The 19494-nt window shown below is 71.2% G+C and carries 18 protein-coding genes; 6 read left to right on the forward strand and 12 right to left on the reverse strand.

Annotated features, from left to right (window positions below; genetic code table 11):
- Nucleotides 1-114 precede the first annotated feature (114 nt).
- Complete coding sequence (locus ACIBLA_RS14310; protein WP_399198847.1) at nt 115-975, reverse strand: YhjD/YihY/BrkB family envelope integrity protein; 861 nt, start codon at nt 973-975, stop codon at nt 115-117.
- Between the two features lie 154 nt (nt 976-1129).
- The gene (locus ACIBLA_RS14315; RefSeq protein ID WP_363245479.1) at nt 1130-2353 is read right to left on the reverse strand and encodes an ROK family protein; all 1224 of its coding nucleotides are present in this window, start codon (nt 2351-2353) and stop codon (nt 1130-1132) included.
- Between the two features lie 76 nt (nt 2354-2429).
- Between ACIBLA_RS14315 and ACIBLA_RS14320 the strand changes: the two genes are divergently transcribed.
- The gene (locus ACIBLA_RS14320) at nt 2430-3782 is read left to right on the forward strand and encodes an MFS transporter (RefSeq protein WP_399198695.1); all 1353 of its coding nucleotides are present in this window, start codon (nt 2430-2432) and stop codon (nt 3780-3782) included.
- Between the two features lie 73 nt (nt 3783-3855).
- Complete coding sequence (locus ACIBLA_RS14325; RefSeq protein WP_399198696.1) at nt 3856-4227, forward strand: SCO4225 family membrane protein; 372 nt, start codon at nt 3856-3858, stop codon at nt 4225-4227.
- A gap of 7 nt (nt 4228-4234) precedes the next feature.
- Here ACIBLA_RS14325 and ACIBLA_RS14330 read toward each other — a convergent pair whose 3' ends face one another.
- From ACIBLA_RS14330 to ACIBLA_RS14340, 3 genes are all read right to left on the reverse strand, one after another.
- Nucleotides 4235-4900 (reverse strand): response regulator transcription factor, encoded by a 666-nt coding sequence (locus ACIBLA_RS14330; RefSeq protein ID WP_363245476.1) that lies wholly within the window; start codon nt 4898-4900, stop codon nt 4235-4237.
- Nucleotides 4897-6141, reverse strand: coding sequence for a sensor histidine kinase (locus ACIBLA_RS14335; protein ID WP_399198697.1), 1245 nt, complete (start codon nt 6139-6141; stop codon nt 4897-4899). The genes ACIBLA_RS14330 and ACIBLA_RS14335 overlap by 4 nt, the downstream gene beginning before the upstream one ends.
- A 118-nt stretch (nt 6142-6259) precedes the next feature.
- On the reverse strand, nt 6260-6964 hold the full coding sequence (locus ACIBLA_RS14340) for a TetR/AcrR family transcriptional regulator (protein WP_363245474.1): 705 nt from the start codon (nt 6962-6964) through the stop codon (nt 6260-6262).
- Nucleotides 6965-7093: 129 nt separating this feature from the next.
- Between ACIBLA_RS14340 and ACIBLA_RS14345 the strand changes: the two genes are divergently transcribed.
- On the forward strand, nt 7094-7579 hold the full coding sequence (locus ACIBLA_RS14345) for a nitroreductase family deazaflavin-dependent oxidoreductase (RefSeq protein WP_363245473.1): 486 nt from the start codon (nt 7094-7096) through the stop codon (nt 7577-7579).
- A 21-nt stretch (nt 7580-7600) separates the two neighbouring features.
- On the opposite strand, the gene ACIBLA_RS14350 is transcribed toward ACIBLA_RS14345, so the two are convergent.
- Nucleotides 7601-8971, reverse strand: a complete 1371-nt coding sequence (locus tag ACIBLA_RS14350) for a geranylgeranyl reductase family protein (protein ID WP_399198699.1) — start codon at nt 8969-8971, stop codon at nt 7601-7603.
- 148 nt (nt 8972-9119) lie between these two features.
- On the opposite strand from ACIBLA_RS14350, the gene ACIBLA_RS14355 reads away from it, so the two are divergent.
- Together ACIBLA_RS14355 and ACIBLA_RS14360 are read left to right on the forward strand one after the other, a co-directional pair.
- Nucleotides 9120-10484 (forward strand): dipeptidase, encoded by a 1365-nt coding sequence (locus ACIBLA_RS14355; RefSeq protein ID WP_399198700.1) that lies wholly within the window; start codon nt 9120-9122, stop codon nt 10482-10484.
- Between the two features lie 166 nt (nt 10485-10650).
- On the forward strand, nt 10651-11394 hold the full coding sequence (locus tag ACIBLA_RS14360; RefSeq protein ID WP_363245470.1) for an MBL fold metallo-hydrolase: 744 nt from the start codon (nt 10651-10653) through the stop codon (nt 11392-11394).
- Here ACIBLA_RS14360 and ACIBLA_RS14365 read toward each other — a convergent pair.
- The 5 genes from ACIBLA_RS14365 to ACIBLA_RS14385 all read right to left on the reverse strand — a co-directional run bounded on the left by ACIBLA_RS14365 (nt 11335) and on the right by ACIBLA_RS14385 (nt 16904).
- Nucleotides 11335-12381 (reverse strand): NUDIX hydrolase, encoded by a 1047-nt coding sequence (locus ACIBLA_RS14365; protein WP_363245469.1) that lies wholly within the window; start codon nt 12379-12381, stop codon nt 11335-11337. The genes ACIBLA_RS14360 and ACIBLA_RS14365 overlap by 60 nt on opposite strands.
- Nucleotides 12382-12540: 159 nt before the next feature.
- Complete coding sequence (locus ACIBLA_RS14370; protein WP_399198702.1) at nt 12541-13407, reverse strand: carbohydrate ABC transporter permease; 867 nt, start codon at nt 13405-13407, stop codon at nt 12541-12543.
- Nucleotides 13404-14318, reverse strand: a complete 915-nt coding sequence (locus tag ACIBLA_RS14375) for a carbohydrate ABC transporter permease (protein ID WP_399198703.1) — start codon at nt 14316-14318, stop codon at nt 13404-13406. Before ACIBLA_RS14375 ends, ACIBLA_RS14370 begins: the two co-directional genes overlap by 4 nt.
- Before the next feature lie 3 nt (nt 14319-14321).
- Nucleotides 14322-15680 carry an ABC transporter substrate-binding protein gene (locus tag ACIBLA_RS14380; RefSeq protein WP_399198704.1) on the reverse strand — a complete coding sequence of 453 codons (1359 nt, stop codon included), beginning with the start codon at nt 15678-15680 and terminating at the stop codon, nt 14322-14324.
- Between the two features lie 240 nt (nt 15681-15920).
- Nucleotides 15921-16904: an ROK family protein gene (locus tag ACIBLA_RS14385; RefSeq protein ID WP_399198705.1), complete on the reverse strand. Its 984-nt coding sequence runs from the start codon at nt 16902-16904 to the stop codon at nt 15921-15923.
- A gap of 173 nt (nt 16905-17077) precedes the next feature.
- Between ACIBLA_RS14385 and ACIBLA_RS14390 the strand changes: the two genes are divergently transcribed.
- Complete coding sequence (locus ACIBLA_RS14390) at nt 17078-18121, forward strand: LacI family DNA-binding transcriptional regulator (RefSeq protein WP_363245464.1); 1044 nt, start codon at nt 17078-17080, stop codon at nt 18119-18121.
- Nucleotides 18122-18143: 22 nt separating this feature from the next.
- On the opposite strand, the gene ACIBLA_RS14395 is transcribed toward ACIBLA_RS14390, so the two are convergent.
- Nucleotides 18144-19448, reverse strand: coding sequence for a DUF6986 family protein (locus ACIBLA_RS14395; protein WP_399198706.1), 1305 nt, complete (start codon nt 19446-19448; stop codon nt 18144-18146).
- Between the last annotated feature and the right edge of the window lie 46 nt (nt 19449-19494).

Below are 19494 nucleotides of genomic sequence, written 5' to 3' on the forward strand. Positions count from 1 at the left end.
AGAGTCACGCCGGGAGGGGGTCCGAGTCGTCGTACGGTCAGCGGCAGTGCGGGTACCTCACGGGGAGTACGCGGGCCGCGCACGGCTCCTCCCACGGAGGGCCGCGCGGGTGGCTCAGCCGTCGTCGCGGTCCTTGAGCCGGCGGAACACCCGGCCCTCGTGGGCGAGGCGGCCCACCAGCGCCCCGCCGTACACGACGAATCCGACGCCGACGAGCCAGGACTGCAGGACCAGGACGGTCCCGAACGGGCCGTAGGTGACGGCGCTGGAGGCGATCAGCGGCGAGAAGACGAGCTGCGAGAAGCCGCGCAGGCCGAGCAGGCCGAGGGTGGTGGCCACGGCGCCCGGCACCAGCGCGTTCCAGCGGACCCGTCCGCCGAGCAGCATGCGCTGGGCGAGCCAGAAGAACAGGAACGTGCCGGTGATGTCCAGCAGGACGACCACCAGGGGCCCGAGGACGGGGTCGTCGGGGCTTGGGGTGTTGGTGAAGCCGAGCAGCGCGAGGACCAGCAGCGCGAGGAAGACGACATGGCGCCACATGGTGTGCCAGCGCGCGGTGGGCAGGTCCCAGACCTTCTCGTAGCCGGTCTGGACGGCGGAGCCGAAGGTCAGTCCGAAGACGGCGAGCGCGGCGAGACCGAAGGCGGTGGTGCGCTGGAGCGCCTTGGCCGGCACACCGAACAGCCGCTCCACCTGCGCCTGGGAGTCGTGGGTGACGCCGATGGCCTGGCCGAGCCAGCGCGCGAAGCCCTGGCCGCTGTTGGCTTCGGCCGCCGCGACCAGGACGAGGACCGGGACGAGGGTGAGGAATCCGAGCGCCGCGAAACCCATGGCCCGGTGCATCAGCTCCATCTCGCGCCCGCGCGTCCAGGCGAGCCCGACCGGCGATTCGCGCAGCCACCGGTCGAGGCGCCGGAACCAGCGCGGCGGGGGCGGCGTGGGCTCGGCGCCGGACGGCTCGGTCCCGGACGGCATCTCGGTCATACGGGGTGACCTACCCTCGATGGTGCGGTGACCCGTCCGCAGTGCGTCCGGTCGGGTGGCGGTCGGCCCGGTCCACCGGATCCGACGCCGGAGGGGGCTGCCGGGTACGGCCCCGGCGAGAGGTCGGCCTTGGTCCCGGCGCGGGTCAGGTCAGTGCGGCCAGAGGGTCGTCCAGGACCGGCTGCCAGGCGAGTTCGGCGGCGCCGACGAGACTGTTGTGATCGAGCGTGCACGCGAGGATCGGCACGCTTCCGCTGCGCCCCCACAGACTACGGTCGGCGACGACGGCGCGCAGCCGGGCGGGGTCCGCGTCGAGCAGTTCGCGGTGCAGGCCGCCGAGGATGACGCGGTCCGGGTTGAGGATGTTCACCAGTCCGGCGAGCCCCTGGCCCAGCCGGTCGATCAGCTCCTCGGCCGCCGCCCGTACGGACCGGTCGGCGTACTCCGTACGGAGCAGGTCGCGCGACTGCTGGAGCAGCGACCCCTCGGGGCCGGGGTCCCGGCCGGCCGCGTCGAGGAACGCCAGCGGGTCGGTCTCGACGTCCAGACAGCCCCGGCTGCCGCAATGGCAGGGCCTGCCCTCGGGGTTGACGGTCAGATGGCCGACTTCGAGCGCGAGCCCCGAACTGCCCGTGTGCAGACGGCCGTCCACGACGAGCGCGCCGCCGACGCCGCGATGTCCCGTGGCGACGCAGAGGAGTTGGGCGGCGCCCCGGCCCGCGCCGTGCCGGTGTTCGGCGAGGGCCGCCAGGTTGACGTCGTTGCCGGCGAAGGCGGGGCCCTCGATGCCGGCGGCGCGTACCTGTGCGACGAAGAGGTCGCGTACGGGGGCGCCCGCAGGCCAGGCGAGGTGCAGCGGGTTGAGCGCGGTGCCCTCCGGTTCGGCGACCGCCGACGGGACGGCGAGACCGGCGCCGACGCAGCGCCGCCCGCTCTCGCGCAGCAGCGCGGCGCCTTCGGCGACGACCGCGCCGAGGACCTGGGCGGGGTCGGAGGAGACGGCGACGCAGCCGGGGGCCGTGGCGACCGTACGGCCGCCGAGGGCGACCAGTGCGGCGCGGAATCCGTCGGCGTGGACCTGAGCCGCGAGGACCACCGGGCCGGTGTCGTCCAAGGAGAGGCGGTGCGAGGGGCGGCCCTGGGAACCGGCGGCGGCGCCGGGACGGGAGTCGACCTGGATCAGTCCGAGCGCTTCCAGTTCGGCGGCGACGGCGCCCGCCGTCGCGCGGGTGACGCCCAGTTCCGTGGTGAGCACGGCGCGGGTGGGCGCGCGGCCGGTGTGAACCAGTTCCAGTGCCGGGCCGAGCGCGCTGCGGCCTCTCTCCAGTCGAGTTCTGGTCGTCGTTGCCTTGTCGGCCCTGCCGTTCATGGAGGTGAGTCTCCCATGATCCCGGCGGTTCACCGCCGCATTGTACGGATCGGTCCGGAGCCCCTATCCTTCTTTTGTGCCGAACCTAAACAAACTCCGGGCGGCCATATCGGGGGGTCACGGCGGAGATCCCGCCACCGATGCCGCGATGTCCCGCCTCACCCGCCTCCGTATCACTCTGACCGTGTTCTTCGCCCTGGACGGCTTCCTCTTCGCCGGCTGGGTGGTCCGTATCCCCGCCATCAAGCAGCAGACCGGCTCGTCGGCGAGCGACCTCGGGCTGGCCCTCCTCGGGGTCTCCGCCGGGGCCGTGGTCACGATGATGTTCACGGGGCGGATGTGCGCGCGGTTCGGCAGCCATCCGGTGACCGTGGTCAGTTCGCTGCTGCTGGCGCTGAGCATCGCCCTGCCCGCGCGGACGCACTCGGCGCTGACGCTCGGCCTGGTCCTGCTCGTCTTCGGTGCCGCGTACGGCTCGCTCAACGTCTCGATGAACAGCGCGGCCGTCGATCTCGTCGCCGCGCTGCGTCGTCCCGTGATGTCCAGCTTCCACGCCGCGTTCAGCCTGGGAGGCATGGCGGGCGCGGGACTTGGCGGTCTGGTGGCCGGCAGCCTCTCCGCGTCGGCGCACCTTCTCGCCCTCACCGGCGTCGGTCTGCTCGTCACGGCGCTGGCCGGCCCCTCGCTGCTGCGCCACCAGGTGCCCACGGCCCACAGCCCCCGCCCGGCCGCCGACGCCGATGCCGCGGCGAAGGACGAGAGGACTCCTCGGCGGCCGACCCGGCGTACGCGCCGGCTGGTCGTCCTCTTCGGTGTGATCGCGCTGTGCACCGCGTACGGGGAAGGCGCCCTCGCCGACTGGGGCGCCCTGCATCTCGCCCAGGACCTCGACGCCGGCGCCGGGCTCGCCGCCGCCGGGTACTCGCTGTTCGCCCTCGCCATGACGGTGGGACGGCTGTCCGGTACGGCCCTGCTCGAACGGCTCGGCCAGACGCGCACGTTGGTCGCCGGCGGCGTGCTCGCCGCGCTCGGCATGCTGCTCGGCGCCCTCGCGCCGACGACCTGGCTCGCGCTCGCCGGCTTCGCCGTCACCGGACTCGGCCTGGCCAACATCTTCCCCGTGGCCGTGGCGCGGGCGGGCGCGCTGGCGGGCCCGAGCGGCGTCGCCGCCGCGTCGACGCTGGGGTACGGCGGCATGCTGCTGGGACCGCCCGCGATCGGCTTCCTCGCCGACTGGTTCTCCTTGCCCGTCGCGCTGACCACCGTCGCCCTGCTGGCCGCCGCTGCCGCCCTCATCGCGTACTCGGCGCGCGACGTCTCGGCGCCCGAACCGGCCCCCTCGGACGTCCCGGCCGGTCACGTGCGGGCAGGCGTACCGCCGGAGGTAACGGCGGACGCCCCGGCCCGCGCGGCGCACCAGGAGGGATGAGTAGCCGTACTCAGGCACAGCAGTTCGGCCCGTCCCACGATGGAGGCACCCAACCGATACGGGAGAACGCACCATGAAGTCAGGACGGCTGAACGCACTGGTCCGGCTCGGCCGGGGCCCCGCCCGGCTCGTCTACGGAAACCGGGCCTCGCAGATCTACCTCGCCCTGGTCGCCGCGGCGGCGGTCTTCGTCACCGTGGACACGCTGTTCGTGCACCAGGACGACGCGTCGCTCGCGGGGGTGTGGCTGTTCTTCCTCGCCGCGCCCACCGTCTTCCTCTTCTTCGTCGGCGGATCGCTGGTCGGCGATTCCTTCGCCTCGTCGTCCGGGTTCGGCTATGTGGCGCTCATCGCCTCCGTACTCATCCAGGCGGCGGCCATCGGGGCGTTCGTCCGGGTGCTGGGCGACCGGGCCGGTGACGCCCGTACCCCTCGCGAGGCCTGACGGATCGTCAGCCGAGCCAGCCCGGTCGCACCAGCCCCGACTCATAGGCCCTGACGACCAGTTGGGCCCGGTCACGGGCGCCGAGCTTCACCATCGTGCGGCTCACATGCGTCTTGGCGGTGAGCGGGCTGACGACCAGCCTGCGGGCGATCTCCTCGTTGGAGAGCCCGATCCCGACGAGAGCCATCACCTCCCGCTCCCGCTCGGTGAGTTCGTCGAGACCGCCGGAGGCCGTCGGTGCCTTGGAGCGCGAGGCGAACTCCGCGATCAGCCGTCGCGTCACGCCGGGCGACAGCAGCGCGTCACCGTCCACCACCGCCCTGACGGCGCGCAGCAGTTCCTCCGGCTCGGTGTCCTTGACGAGGAAGCCGGATGCGCCGGAGCGCAGCGCCTCGAAGACGTACTCGTCCAGCTCGAAGGTGGTGAGCATGACCACCTTCACCCCGTCCAGGCCACCGTCCCCGGTGATCCTGCGGGTGGCGTCGAGCCCGTCCATCACCGGCATCCGGATATCCATCAGGACGACGTCCGGGGCGAGTTCGCGTACCTTGCGCAGCGCCTCATCGCCGTCGGCGGCCTCCCCGGCGACCTCGATGTCCGGCTGGGCGTCGAGCAGGGCACGGAAGCCCGCCCGTACCAGTGACTGGTCGTCGGCGAGCAGGACACGGATCACGGTGTCTCCTTGGGCTTCAGGGGAAGGGAGGCCCGTACGCGAAAGCCCCCGTCCGGGCGTGGCCCCGCCTCGATGGTGCCACCGAGGGCGGCTGCGCGTTCCCGCATGCCGACCAGTCCGTTGCCGCTGCCGCCCGCCTCGTCGCCGGTGGCGGGTCCGGCGTCGTCGATGCGCAGGGTGAGTACGTCGGCTCCGTAGCCGAGCTGGACATGCGCGGTACGGGAGCCGGAGTGCCGCACCACGTTGGTCAGGGCTTCCTGGACGATCCGGAAGGCGGCGAGATCGGCGCCGGGCGACAGGGCCACGCGCTCGCCCTCGTCCTCCAGCTCGACGCTCAGGCCCGCCCCCGCCGCCTGCTCGACCAGCTCGGGGAGCCGGTCGAGTCCCGGCGCCGGCGCACGAGGGGCGTCGCCGGAGGTCCTGAGCGTGTCGAGGACCTGCCGTACCTCGCCCAGCGCCTCCTTGCTCGCGGCCTTGATGGTGGTGAGCGCGGTACGGGCCTGCTCCGGGTCGGAGTCGAGGAGCGCGAGCCCCACGCCCGCCTGGACGTTGATGACCGAGATGGAGTGGGCGAGCACGTCGTGGAGTTCGCGCGCGATACGCAGCCGCTCCTCGTCGGCGCGGCGCGCCTCGGCGGCGGCGCGCTCCGCCCGGTCGTGGATCCACTGCTCGCGGCGCACCCTGGCCAGTTCGGAGATGAGGAGAACGGCCACCACCCAGGCGGCGACACCCACTTCGGGCCCCCAGGCCGCGCCGGCGTCGCCGCTCGGCGGCAGGTACGGGTAGAGCAGATGGCCGACGAGCAGATGGCCGACCCACAGCAGACCGATCGCCCACCAGGCCGCCGTGCGGTGTCCGGAGACGATCGCGGCGAAGCAGGCGACCGCGACGGTGAGGAAGATCGGGCCGTAGGGATAGCCCGCGCCGAGGTAGAGCAGGGCCGACAGGGCGACGCCGAAGACGCAGAAGACCGGGTACCGATGGCGCAGCAGGAGCAGCGCGGGGCCGGCGATCAGCAGGACGCGGGCGAACGCGTCGAGCGGTTCCCGGTCCGGCTGGCCCTTCGCGGCGAAGCCCGTACCGACCATGACGAAGACGGCGAGCAGCACGCTGGTGAACCAGGGCAACCGCCACAGCGTGCCGCGGCCGTCCGGGCCGTCGCCGGTTCCGTAACCGCCAGGCAGCGGCCCGCCCCCGAGCCAGGGGGGACCGAATCCGACGCGCCTGATCCGCTCTTCCATACCCGTCACGCTAGACCGGCCGACGGGTGCCGGGCGTCCGCCGGGCGGGGCGACCTGGCCTACTCCTGGTGGAGTACGGAGTGACGCCGCGGGCTCAAGCGGTCAGTGCTCGGGGTGGTCAGGTACTCAGGCCCACGTCGTGGGCGAGGTGTGTCGTCGCGTGCGCGAAGAGTCCGTCGCGGGCCTCGACCACCCGGTTGAACTGGCCGAAGAGTTCGAACGAGATCAGGCCGTAGAGCTGCGCCCAGGCCGCGACGATGGCGACGCCGGTGCCCGGCGGCAGTCCGGGGGCGAACTCGTCGACCAGCCGCCGGTCCTCCTCCCGCAGGTTCGCGGCCGGTGCCGGCGGGGTGAGGACACCGTCCTCGTGGGCGTCGCGGAGTACGGAGATGAGGGTGAGGGCCACGCGGGCGGCGGGTCCGGTGGTGGACATCGGCGCGGTGTAGTCCGGTACGGGCGAGCCGTGGATGAGGGCGTACTCGTGCGGGTTGGCGAGGGCCCAGGCCCGTACCCGCGCGCAGATCGCGACCCAGCGGGTCACATGGTCCGCCGCCCCGCCGTCACCGGAGGGCCCTTCCGCGAGCGCGCTCTCCGCCGCCTCGCCGACCGCGTCGAACGCGTCGATGATGAGAGCGGTCAGCAGATCGTCCCGGCTGGGGAAGTAGCGGTAGAGCGCGGACGAGACCATGCCGAGTTCGCGGGCGACGGCGCGCAGCGACAGCTTGACCGCGCCCTCCTCGGCCAGGCGTCTGCGGGCCTCGTCCTTGATCGCCGCGGTGACCTCGACACGGGCGCGTTCCCTCGCTCCACGGATGGTCGTCATGGGGACAGGGTGACATGCGAGAGAGCGCCGTTCAAATAAGAGAGCAGTGCTCTTGATTTCCCGTATCCCATCGAGGCAGACTGCTCACAAGTAAGAGCACCGCTCTCGCAATCACCTCTGGAGCACACCATGTCGCAGCCGCCCACGACCCCGGAGTCCCAGTCGCAGTCGCAGCCGTACTACGTCAAACCGGGCAAGGGTGACGCCCGGTTCAACAGCGTCATCGCGGCTCTGGCCCGGCGCGGTGTGAGCTTCTTCGGCTCGGCGGAGCTCGCTGTGAAGGGCCGCAAGAGCGGACGGACGCAGCGCATCCCCGTCAACCCCTTCACCTTCGAGGGCAATCAGTATCTGATCTCGGCGCGCGGCCACTCCCACTGGACGCTCAACATGAGGGCGGCCGGGGGCGGCGAACTGCGCGTGGGCCGCCGGGTGCGGGCCTTCACCGCCGTGGAGGTCCCGGACGCGGAGAAGGTCGCCCTGCTGCGCGGCTATCTGCGGCGCTGGGGCTGGGAGGTCTCCGGATACTTCGGCGGGGTCACCGCCAAGTCCTCCGACGAGGAGATCCTGGCGGCGGCCCCCGACCACCCTGTCTTCCGGATCAGCACGGACTCCTGAACGGCTCCGGACCCACCGGAATCAGGTGGTGACCGCGCCGTCCTTCGGGTCCTTGTCCCGGTCGTCGTCGTCCCGTGCCGACTCCCGCCCCTGGTCCCGCGCGTCCTTGTCCGCGTCCTGCGCGGCGCCCGCCCGCTGCCTGTCGAGCACGTCCAGCGCGCGCCGGGCCAGCGGATGTGTCCGTACGAGACCACCCAGGGACGTCACCCCGCGCGTGATGTCGGCGAACGCCTTCCAGGCGGGCCGGAATCCGGTGATCGCCGCGTGCAGCATCCCCGGCCGACGTTCGAAGACCGAGAGCATCCGGCGGCCGACGCTCATCTCCACACCGAGACCCGCCTTGATCGCGAAGGCGTAGTTCAGCGCCTGGCGGCGGGCGTCCACCGCGTCGTGCGCCTCCGCGATCCGTACCGCCCACTCCCCCGCGAGCCGGCCGGACCGCAGCGCGAAGGAGATGCCTTCCCTGGTCCACGGCTCCAGCAGCCCCGCCGCGTCGCCGCACACCAACACCCGGCCGCGCGAGAGCGGCGAGTCGTCGCTGCGGCAGCGCGTCAGATGGCCCGACGAGAGCGCGGGCTCGAACCCGGCCAGCCCCTGCTTGGCGACGAAGTCCTCCAGATAGCGCTTCGTCGCGGCGCCGTCACCGCGCGCCGAGATGACACCGACGGTGAGCGTGTCGCCCTTGGGGAACACCCAGCCGTAACTCCCCGGCAGCGGGCCCCAGTCGATGAGCACCCGGCCCGCCCAGTCCTCGGCGACCGTGGGCGGCACCGGGATCTCCAGCTCAAGACCCAGATCCACCTGGTCGAGCTTCACCCCGACGTGCGCGCCTATCCGGCCCGCGCTGCCGTCGGCGCCGACCACCGCGCGCGCCAGGACCGTCTCGCCGTCGGCGAGGACCACGGCGACCGTACGGCGGTCGGGCACGGCCGGGCCGTGCTGCTGGACGCGTGACACCGAGGCGCCCGTGCGGAGCACGGCGCCCGCCTTCTGGGCGTGCTCCACCAGACTCGCGTCGAACTCGGGCCTGTTGATGAGCCCGAAGAGCATGCGCCGGGAGCGGCGGGTCCGGGCCAGCCGGCCGTTCATCGAGAAGGTGACCGCGTGCACCCGGTCGCGCAGGGGCAGTTCGAAGCCCGGGGGCAGTGCGTCGCGCGAGGGGCCGATGATGCCCCCTCCGCAGGTCTTGTAGCGGGGCAACTCCGCCTTCTCCAGCAGGAGCACCCGCCGGCCCGCGACAGCCGCCGCGTAGGCCGCGGACGCTCCCGCCGGACCCGCGCCGACCACGACGACATCCCACACCGACCGGTCGTCACCCGCCGGACCGGCCTGCGGACCATTCTCGGGCGCGCTTCCAGATTCACTTCCGGCGTCTGCGTTCTCGCTGCTCACGATGTGCTTCTGCTCCTGATCCGACCGGTGGCCCTTGCTGTCGCACGGCATCCTACGGCGCCTTCGGGGCCGGTCCGTTGTGGGAGGATCGGCCCTGTCTTCGACACACACACAAACACACAACGTCGCACCCGCCTGGAGCGTGCCCATGTCCGTCGGTCCGATCGCCGAAACCGTCGCTTCGCTGATGCCGCGCGCACGGGCGGAACTCGCCGAGCTGGTTGCCTTCCGGTCGGTGGCGGATCCCGCGGTGTTCCCCCGGAGCGAGTGCGAGGCCGCCGCCGCGTGGGTGGCGGACGCCCTGCGCACCGAGGGTTTCAGGGATGTCGCGGCGCTCGACACCCCGGACGGCACCCAGTCCGTCTACGGCTATCTGCCCGGCCCCGAAGATGCCCCGACCGTGCTGCTGTACGCGCACTACGACGTGCAGCCGCCGCTCGACGAGAGCGCGTGGCTCACTCCCCCGTTCGAGCTGACCGAGCGCGACGGCCGCTGGTACGGGCGCGGGGCCGCCGACTGCAAGGGCGGCTTCGTGATGCATCTGCTCGCGCTGCGCGCCCTCAAGGCGGCGGGCGGTGTGCCGGTGGGCGTCAAGGTGATCGTGGAGGGCTCGGAGGAGCAGGGCACCGGCGGTCTGGAGCGGTACGCGGAGGAGCACCCGGAGCTGCTGGCCGCCGACACGATCGTCATCGGCGACTCCGGCAACTTCCGGGTGGGGCTGCCGACCGTCACGGCGACGCTGCGCGGCATGACCATGCTGCGCGTCCAGCTCGACACCCTCGAAGGCAACCTGCACTCGGGCCAGTTCGGCGGCGCGGCACCGGACGCCCTCGCGGCGCTGATCCATCTGCTGGCCTCGCTGCGGGCGGACGACGGTTCGACGACGGTGGACGGTCTGGCCGCCGACGCCCACTGGGACGGGCTCGCCTATCCCGAGGCCGACTTCGTCAAGGACGCCAAGGTGCTGGACGGTGTCGGGCTGATCGGCCGGGGCAGTGTCGCCGACCGGATCTGGGCCCGGCCCGCTGTCACCGTGATCGGCATCGACTGCCCGCCCGTCGTGGGCGCGACGCCGTCCCTCCAGGCGAGCGCCCGCGCGCAGATCAGTCTGCGGGTGCCGCCGGGCCAGGACGCCGCCGAGGCGACGAAGCTGCTGATCGCGCACATCGAGGCGCACACCCCGTGGGGTGCGCGGGTCGCGGTCGAACAGGTGGGGCAGGGGCAGCCGTTCCGGGCCGACACCGCCAGCCCGGCGTACGCCTCGATGGCCGAGGCGATGCGCGTCGCCTATCCGGGCGAGGAGATGCAGACCGTCGGCATGGGCGGCTCCATCCCGCTCTGCAACACACTGGCCGCGCTGTACCCGGACGCGGAGATCCTGCTGATAGGGCTCAGTGAGCCGGAGGCGCAGATCCACGCGGTCAACGAGAGTGTGTCACCGCAGGAGTTGGAGCGGCTGTCGGTGGCCGAGGCGCACTTCCTGGTCAACTACGCGCGGTCGAAGCGGAGCTGAGGCGGTCCGGAGTTCCGGCGGACGGACCGGCGGGACGGATCCGAAGGATCCGACGGTCTGACGCGGGAGTCCGGGTACGGGTTCACTCCGCACGTTCTGCGGACAGCGGAAATCGCCGTCAGCGAAGTGGCGCACGCGACCGTTCCGGACTGCATACATTCGACACATGGATCTCGTTGCGATCAGTCCCCGGCTGCATATGCTCCGTTTCCCCATCGGTCAGGCGTACTTGTGGCAGGACGAGAACGAGCTGACTCTCGTCGACTCCGGTCATGTCTACGCGGGACCGGACATCGAGTACGCGATCCGCGATCTGGGACTGGCCCCCGGCAGTCTGCGCCGTATCGTCCTCACCCACTGCCACCGCGACCATGTGGGCGCGGCACAGGAGCTCGCGGGGCGCTACGGCGCCGAGGTGATGGCGCACCGGCTCGACGCACCGATCATCCGCGGCGAGTGGCCCGTGCCCGACCCGCTGCTCCTCGACTGGGAGATCCCGCTGTACGAGCACGGGCTGACCGTGCCGCCCGCGCCGCCCACGCGGGTGGACCGTGAACTGGAGGACGGCGACGAGCTGCCCTTCGGCGACGGCGCGCGTGTGGTGCACGTGCCGGGGCACACGTACGGATCCATCGCCGTTCATCTGCCGTACCACGGCGTGCTGTTCACGGGTGACGCCGTGGCCGCCGCCGAACGCCGGGTGATGCTCGGCGTGTTCAACGTCAACCGCGAGAGCGCCAAGCGGTCCATGATCCGGCTGGCCGCGCTGGGTCCCTCGACGGTCTGTTTCGGTCATGGCGATCCGCTCGTCACCGACGCCACCACGGACGCCGCGTCCGTGCTGCGCGTGTCAGCCGACCGGGACACCGGCCTCCAGATTGAGCACGGTCCGCCGCTCCCGGGCGCGTAGCGCCCAGCGCAGCCGCTCGAAGCGGGCGGGCGGCAGCAGTGACACCGCCTCGTCCTCGGTGACGAAACGCCAGCCGCGCAGTTCCGAGCCGGGCAGCAGCAGCCGCTCGGCGTCCTGGACCGGCAGCCGGCCGCCGTCGAAGAGCAGCCGCAGACCGCCGAAGCCGGGCGGTCTCGGCGGCTCCCAGTCGACCACCAGCAGACTGGGCACGTGGTCGAGTTGGATCCCGATCTCCTCGGTGACCTCGCGCATCCCGGCACGGGCCGGCGCCTCGCCGCGTTCGACCACCCCGCCGGGGAACTCCCAGCCCGGCTTGTAGGTGGGGTCGACGAGCAGCACCCGGTCCCGCTCGTCGAAGAGGAGCACACCCGCCGCGACGGTCTCCGCCGTCGGCTCGGGTGTCTGCACGATCTCGCAGAGCCCCGCCGTCCCCGCGTGGACGGCCTCGGCGACGACCGCCGCGCACTGCGCCGGAGTGAGCCCTCCGGCGTCGACGACCAGGGCGTCGGTCATGAGCCAGCCGAGCGCGGCGCCGTAGGGCTCGATGTGTTCGTACGCCCACTGCCGGGCGCGCTCGGTCCTCGCCGGGTCGTCGTGGCCCGCGGCGCCACCGGCACGACCCGCTATTCGCCCGCGCAAAATCGTTTCGTCCAGCGCCAGCAGCACATGCCGGACGGGAATGCGACGGGATGCCAGACCGCCGAAGATCTCGTCCCGGTACTCCTGCCGCAGCAGCGTCATCGGGACGACGAGCACCCCGCCCACGTCGGCGAGCAGCGCGGCGGCCGTGTCCACGACCAGCCTGCGCCAGATGGGCAGGTCCTGAAAGTCGCTCACCTCGGCGAGTCTCTTCGGCGGCAGCAACTCCCGCAGCCCCGAGCCGATCAGTCCGGGGTCGTACAGAGTGCTGTTCGGGATCATGTCGATCAGCTCGCGCGCCGTACTGGTCTTGCCCGCTCCGAACGCACCGTTGATCCAGACGATCACGGTTCCCCCTCTTCCGTAGCCCCATGTGGATTGCCCGCAACACCCGGCACGGGAAACACGTGGCCGATTCCGGCTGCCCCCTCGACACTCTGATGTTGCCGGTCCGTGGCCGGTTCGCCACCTCTTACGGAGGCGGCGGCGTGTCCTGGGCAGTCACGGTCAGCCCTTGCTGGATCCGAGGGTGAGGCCGGCGATGAAGTGCCGCTGGAGCAGCAGGAAGACGATGACGGTCGGCAGGGCGACGATGATCGAGCCCGCCGCCAGCAGGTTGTAGTCGGTGAAGAACTGCCCGCGCAGATTGTTGAGCGCCGAGGTCACCGGCAGCTTGTCCCCGTCGGAGATGAAGACCAGCGCCCAGAGGAAGTCGTTGTACATCCAGGTGAACTGGAGTGTGCCGAGGGCCGCCAGAGCCGGCCGGCACAGCGGCAGGGTGATCCGCCAGTACTGCGCCCAGACGCCCGCGCCGTCCACGATCGCCGCCTCCAGGATCTCGATCGGCAGCGTGCGCATGAAGTTGGCCAGGACGAAGACGCAGAAGCCCATCTGGAAGCCGACCTGGACGGCGACAACGGCCCAGTACGAGTCGTACAGGGTCATCGAGTCGGACATCCAGTACGGCAGCGGGACGCGGTTGAACAGTACGTACAGCGGCGTGATGATCACCTGCTGCGGCAGCAGATTGCCCGCCGTGAACAGCATCAGCAGCACGATCGATCCGCGCATGCGCAGGCGCGCCACGGCGAATGCGACGAACGAGGCGAGAAAGAGCGCGAGCAGCACTCCGGGGACAGCGATGAGCAGGGTGTTGACGAAGTACTTCGTCATCCCGGAATCGGTGAAGGCCTGCCGGTAGTAGTCGAAGGACAGCGTGTCGGGCAGCGAGAAGTAGCCGTGCTCGGCCGTCTCGTCGTACGGCCTGAGCGAGGCGTACACGGCCAGCAGCAGCGGCGCGAGGAAGCCGAGCGAGACGGCCATCAGGAAGGCGTGCACACCGAGCCGGCCGGGGGTGGGGCGGCGCCCGTTCATCGGTTCTTCTCCCCTCGGATCTCCTGCACCAGATACGTCACGACGAAGCCCATGGATACCACCAGCAGGACCACGGCGATCGCCGATCCGAAGCCGATCCGGCTCGCCTCTCCGATGATGTTGTCCGTGACGAGGACCGAGAGCAGTTCGAGGCCGTTTCTGCCCTTGTTGACGGCGTAGACGATGTCGAAGGCGCGCAGGCCCTCGATCACCGTGATCACCCCGACGATGACGTTGACCGGTCGCAGGGTGGGGAAGACGACTTGGAAGAATGTCTGAGTCTCGCTCGCCCCGTCGATCGCCGCCGCCTCCTTGAGAGAGGCGTCGACGGCCTTGAGGCCGGCCAGGTAGAGGATCATCACATAGCCGGTGTGCCGCCAGGCGGCGGCCAGCAGCACCATCCAGATGTTGAGGTCCGGATCGCCGAGCCAGTCGGTGGGGCTCTCGGTGTCGCCGAGGATCGCGTTGAGCGCCCCCTGGTCGCGGGAGAAGACGAGCTGGGCGATGAAGCCGACGACGGCGAGCGACAGCACGACCGGCAGATAGATCGTCGACTGGTAGAAACGGCTGAAGCGCACACCGCGGTCGATGAGTACGGCGAGCAGCAGCCCGAACGGGGTGGCGACGAGACCGAGGAAGCCCAGCCACATCAGATTGTGCTGGACGGCGGGCCAGAACTGCGGGTAGTTGGTGAACAGGTTCTCGTAGTTCTCCGTGCCGACCCACTCGATGTCGCTGATGCCGTCCCAGCCGGTGAAGGACAGCACGATCGAGGCGACGGTGGGGCCCCACACGATGACGAGATCGAGCAGGAGGGGCACACCCAGCAGCACGCACAGGACGGCGCGGTCGCGGGCGGAGAACCGCCGCGGGCCGCGCCGCCGGGTGCGACGCGTCGTGAGGAACGCCACGGATCAGCTGCCGGCGTCGGAGGCGAAGAGGGTCTTCTTCTGCCGCTCGATCCCGTTGACCAGCCCGTCCACGTCGTCCGGCTCGTTGATGAAGCTCTGGATGGCCTGGATCATCACCGTGGAGGCGAAGTCGGGACGGGTGTCGCGGTCCATGAACTGCGATATCTGCTTGGATCCCGCGATCAGTTCCACCGCTTTCTTCTGGAGCGGTGAGTACTTGGAGACGTCGGCGTCCTCGCTGACCGCGACGTTGTTGGGATCTCCGGCGAGATAGACGTCCTCGGCCCTGCCGGTGGCGAGCCAGGACAGCAGGTCCCTGGCGCTCTCCATGGTCCGGTCGTTCTTCAGGCTCTTGGAGTTCTTCGCGAGCAGGAATCCGTCGATGGGTGCCTCGACCGCGTCCTGACCGTGCTCCGGGTTGATCTCGGGGAAGGGGAAGAAGTCGATGTCATCCTGCTCGTCCTCGGCGAACTGCTGGCCGGGGTGCGGGAGTCCGAAGACGGCCATCCCGCTCTCGCCCTTCTGGAGGCTGGACGCGGCCTCCTGCCAGGTACGGCCGTTGGCGCCCTGCTGGCTGTACGGGAGGATGCCGCGCCAGGTGTCGAAGACGTCCCTGACCCGCTTGTCGGTCCAGGTCTCCTCGCCCGCCATCAGCGACTTGTGGAACTCGTAGCCGTTGCTGCGCATGTTGATGTAGTCGAAGGTGCCCATCGCGGGCCAGCCGTCCTTGTCGCCGAACGCGATCGGGGTCAGCTTGTCCTTCCGCATCCGCTTGGCGAGTGCCAGGTACTCGTCGAGGGTGCGCGGGGCCTCGTAGCCGTACTTCTCGAAGACGCTCTTCCGGTGGAAGACCGCCCACGGATAGTAGTAGTACGGCGTGAGGTACTGCTTGTCGTCGGAGCCGGTCGACTGGGCCTTGAGCGCGGCGGAGAAGCCGGTGTAGTCGCCCCACAGGTCGCTGATGTCGTGCAGCAGCCCCTTCTCGGCGAAGAACTGCATCCGGTAGCCGGCGAACCACATGAAGACGTCGTCGGGCTTGCTCTGCAGATAGCGGCTGATGTTCTCCTGGAAGCTGTTGTGGTCAACGGTGTTGACGTCGATCGTCCGCTTCTCCTTGGACTGCTTCTCGTACGCCGCGAAGGCTTGGGCGAACGCCTTCTTGGGGACCGGGTCCGAGGCGTTCGAGCCCATCGTGACGGTCTTTCCGTCACCGCCGGGGCCACCGCCGCACGCGGCGAGCAGCGACGGCAATGCGATCGCACCCGCCCCGGCCGCCGCACCGCGCAGAAGATTTCGCCGGGAGATCCGGTGTCCGGCCAGACTCGCCGGTACCACCGAACCGTTGAACGGAGACTGAGACATGTCCCCCTCCTCAGGGGTGCGACCCAACACAACCGAACGCGAGGGTTGGATCTCACTCCCCCGGAAGGGACTCGTCAAGGGTTCTGACGGGATACCGATCAACCGTTATCGGGTCTCATCCAACAGAGCCGAACACTCTCTACCACAAACGCGCGCAATGACACAACAGTGAAGTGGGGCACGCCGAGGGCGATTTGACTGCCTGTCATATCCCTTTCGGCCAGGTCGTGTTACGCCCCGTCACTGGCCGGTCGGAGCGGTCATCGCCGCGTCGATCTTGGCCTCGGCGGCAGGCCCGCGCCCGAGCACGGCAGCCGCCGCCGCGCCCACCAGACCCGCGTTCGTACCGGTCAACGCCGGTGCCACGGTGAGGTTCCGGACGAACGAGAGCGTCGCGTACTCACGCAGCGCGCGGCGCAGCGGCAGGAAGAGCACATCGCCCGCGTTCGCCACTCCCCCGCCGACGACCGCGATGCCGATCTCCACGAGCGTGGCCGTCGCGGCGATGCCCGCGGCCAGCGCCTGAGCGGCGCGCTCGAAGGAGGCGATCGCGACCGCGTCGCCGGTGCGGGCCGCCGCGGCGACGGCCGCCGCCGAGGTGTCACCGTCAGGGCCGGGCCGCCAGCCGCCCTCCAGGGCGCGGCGGGCGATGTTGGGGCCGCTGGCGATGCGCTCGACACAGCCGCGCCCGCCGCACGGGCAGAGGTCGCCGTCGAGGTCCACGCTGATGTGGCCGATATGGCCGGCGTTTCCCGACGGACCAGGGTGGATCTTGCCGCCGAGCACCAGGCCGCCGCCGACGCCGGTGGAGACCACCATGCACAGCGCGTTGTCGTAGCCGCGGGCCGCGCCCTGCCAGTGTTCGGCCGCCGTGATGGCGACGCCATCGCCCACGAGCGTCACCGGCAGCCCGCCGGTGGCCCGCTGGACCCGCTCCACCAGCGGGAAGCCGCGCCAGCCTGGAACGTTCACCGGGCTGACGGTGCCGGCCACCGCGTCGACGGGGCCCGCGCTGCCGATGCCGACAGCCGTCGCACGCGGCCACAGCGGCGACGCGCCGATCTCGTCCAGCACCTCCGTCACCGCGCGCATCACCGACTCGCCGTCCTCGGTCGCCGGGGTCGGCCGGCGGGCCCGTACCAGGATCGTCCCGTCACCGTCCACCAACGCTGCGGCGATCTTGGTGCCGCCGATGTCGAGAGCGGCTACGAGGTCGGTATGCATCAGTGTCGGATCTCCAGTGGACGAGAGGGTCGCCGCGGGCGGGGGCGGCGCGGACGCGCCATGGGACCTGCGGGTTCGTGGAACAGTCTCCATTCATCTGACAACGTTGTCCAGGCCTATGCTCAACGCCACACGCCTCGCCCGACAACCGAACGACGACAGGACAGCGCACAGTGGCCGACACCGCCCGTCACCCCGAGCCCCGCTACGGTAATCGGCCCACCATGAAAGACGTGGCAGCGCGTGCCGGTGTGGGGCTCAAGACGGTGTCCCGTGTGGTCAACGCGGAGCCGGGTGTCACGCCCGACACCGAACGGCGCGTCCAGGAGGCCATCGACGCGCTGGGCTTCCGCCGCAACGACTCGGCGCGGGTGCTCCGCAAGGGCCGTACCGCCAGCATCGGCCTGGTGCTCGAAGATCTCGCCGACCCGTTCTACGGCCCGCTGAACCGCGCGGTCGAAGAGGTCGCGCGCGCCCACGGCGCGCTGCTGATCAACGGGTCGAGCGCCGAGGACCCGGACCGCGAGCAGGAGTTGGTGCTCGCGCTGTGCGCGCGCCGGGTGGACGGCCTCATCATCATTCCCGCGGGGCACGACCACCGGTATCTGGAGCCGGAGATCAAGGCCGGAGTCGCGACGGTCTTCGTGGACCGCCCCGCCGGGCAGATCGACGCGGACGCCGTGCTCTCCGACAGCTTCGGGGGCGCGCGTGCCGGCACCGCCCATCTGGTCGCGCACGGCCACCGGCGGATCGGCTTCATCGGTGACCAGCCCCGGATCCATACGGCGGTGGAGCGCCTCGGCGGCTACCGCGCCGCGATGGCGGAGGCCGGTCTGCCGGTGGAGGACGCGTGGGTGTCGCTGGGCACGACCGTGCCCGAGCGGGTCCACGAGGCCGTCGTCACGATGCTGCGCGCCCCCGAGCCGGTCACGGCCATCTTCACCGGCAACAACCGGGTGACCGTGACGGTCGTACGGGCACTGGCCGCGCACGAGAGGCCCGTCGCCCTCGTCGGCTTCGACGACATCGAGCTGGCCGACCTGCTGGACCCCGGGGTCACGGTCATCGCGCAGGACGCCGCCACCCTGGGGCGCACGGCGGCGGAGCGGCTGTTCCGCCGACTGGACGGGGCGGCCGACGCGCCCAGCCAGGTGGTGCTGCCCACCAGGCTGATCGCGCGCGGCTCGGGCGAACTGCCGCCGCCGGCGGACCGGTAGGCCGGGCACCGGCCCGACCGGGCTACGGCGCCGAGACCGTGAGGGCCGCGCGGCGCGGGGCCGCGAAGCCCTCCAGGTCGGCGCGGATGAGACCGGTGAGCCGGGTGACCTCGGCGGTGTCCAGGGCTCCGCAGTCCAGTCCGCGCAGCAGATAGCCGCTGAGTGCCTTGGCGGTGGCGGGCTCGTCCATGACGTCGCCGCCGGCCTTCGCCACGTACGCGGCGAGTCGGGCGGCGGCGGCCTCCAGGCCCTCGCGGTAGAAGGCGTAGACGGCCGCGTAGCGCGTGGGCAGATGGCCGGGGTGCATGTCCCAGCCCTGGTAGTAGGCGCGCGCGAGCGCGCGGCGGGTGAGCCCGTGGTGGAGTCGCCATGCCTCGTGGACCTGGCTGGTGGGGCCGACCGGCAGGACATTGGTCGAGCCGTCACAGACCCGTACGCCGGTGCCGGCGGCGGCGACCTGCATGACGGCCTTGGCGTGGTCGGCGGCCGGGTGGTCGCTGGACTGGTACGCGGCGCTGACCCCGACGCAGGCGCTGTAGTCGAAGGTGCCGTAGTGCAGGCCGGTGGCGCGGCCGTCCGCCGCGACGATCATCCGCGCCACGGCGGCGGTGCCGTCCGCGGCGAGGATGGACTGGCTGGTCTCGATCTGGATCTCGAAGCCGATCCGGCCGGGCGCCAGGCCGCGCGCCTTCTCGAACTCCGAGACCAGCCGCACCATCGCGGTGACCTGTTCGGGATAGGTGACCTTCGGCAGGGTGAGGACGAGCCCTTCGGGGAGCCCGCCGGCCTCCATGAGTCCGCTGAGGAAGATGTCGAGGGTGCGGATGGCCCGGTCCCGTACGGGGGCCTCCAGGCACTTCATCCGGATGCCCATGTACGGGGCGGCGGTGCCGTCGCCGTACGCCTCGTGGACCAGACGCGCGGCGCGCGCGGCGGCGATGTCCTCCTCCTCGTCGGAGTGCGCTCCGTAGCCGTCCTCGAAGTCGATCCGCAGATCCTCCACGGGCTCGCGCTCCAGCTTGGCCCGCACCCGCTCGTACACGGGACCGGCCAGTTCGCCGGAGAGGCCGAGGACACGCGCCAAGGAGGCGGCGTCGGGGGCGTGTTCGTCGAGGGCGGCGAGAGCCTGGTCGCCCCAGGAACGGACGGTGCCCGCGTGGAAGTCGTCCGCCGGGACGTAGACGGTGTGGACGGGCTGGCGGGTGCCGGGGTCTCCGGGATAGCGGCGGGCGAGTTCCGCGTCGACCGGTTCGAGTGAGGCGCCGATGCTCGTCGCGACCGCGTCCGCGAGGCTCGTCGTCACCTTCTCCTGCTGACCCTGACCCATTCCCAGCCTCCATTTTCCGCAATATGGAATTCATCATCCGCATAGT

Origin of the sequence: Streptomyces sp. NPDC050433, from assembly GCF_044458565.1 — a bacterium.
GTDB lineage: Bacteria > Actinomycetota > Actinomycetes > Streptomycetales > Streptomycetaceae > Streptomyces.